Source organism: Kluyvera ascorbata ATCC 33433, assembly GCF_000735365.1.
Taxonomy (GTDB): Bacteria; Pseudomonadota; Gammaproteobacteria; order Enterobacterales; family Enterobacteriaceae; genus Kluyvera; species Kluyvera ascorbata.
In genome coordinates this window covers 1-232 of sequence record NZ_JMPL01000250.1, presented here as the reverse complement: position 1 = coordinate 232, position 232 = coordinate 1, and the positions used below count along the sequence as shown (strand labels likewise).

Genomic DNA, 232 nt, shown 5'->3' with positions numbered 1-232 from the left:
AAACGTTCTTTGAAGTGCTCACACAGATTGTCTGATGAAAAGTAAATAGCAAGGCGTCTTGCGATTGAGACTTCAGTGTCCCCTTCGTCTAGAGGCCCAGGACACCGCCCTTTCACGGCGGTAACAGGGGTTCGAATCCCCTAGGGGACGCCACTTGCTGGTTTGTGTGAGTGAAAGTCGCCGACCTCAGTATCTCAAAACTGACTCTCGAGTCATGTTTGAGATATTTGCT

At 49.6% G+C, this 232-nt stretch carries 1 tRNA gene; it reads left to right on the top strand.

The features are described 5' to 3' along the window. Positions 1–77: 77 nt before the first annotated feature. Positions 78–153, top strand: a tRNA-Glu gene (locus tag GKAS_RS23415). Positions 154–232 lie beyond the last annotated feature (79 nt).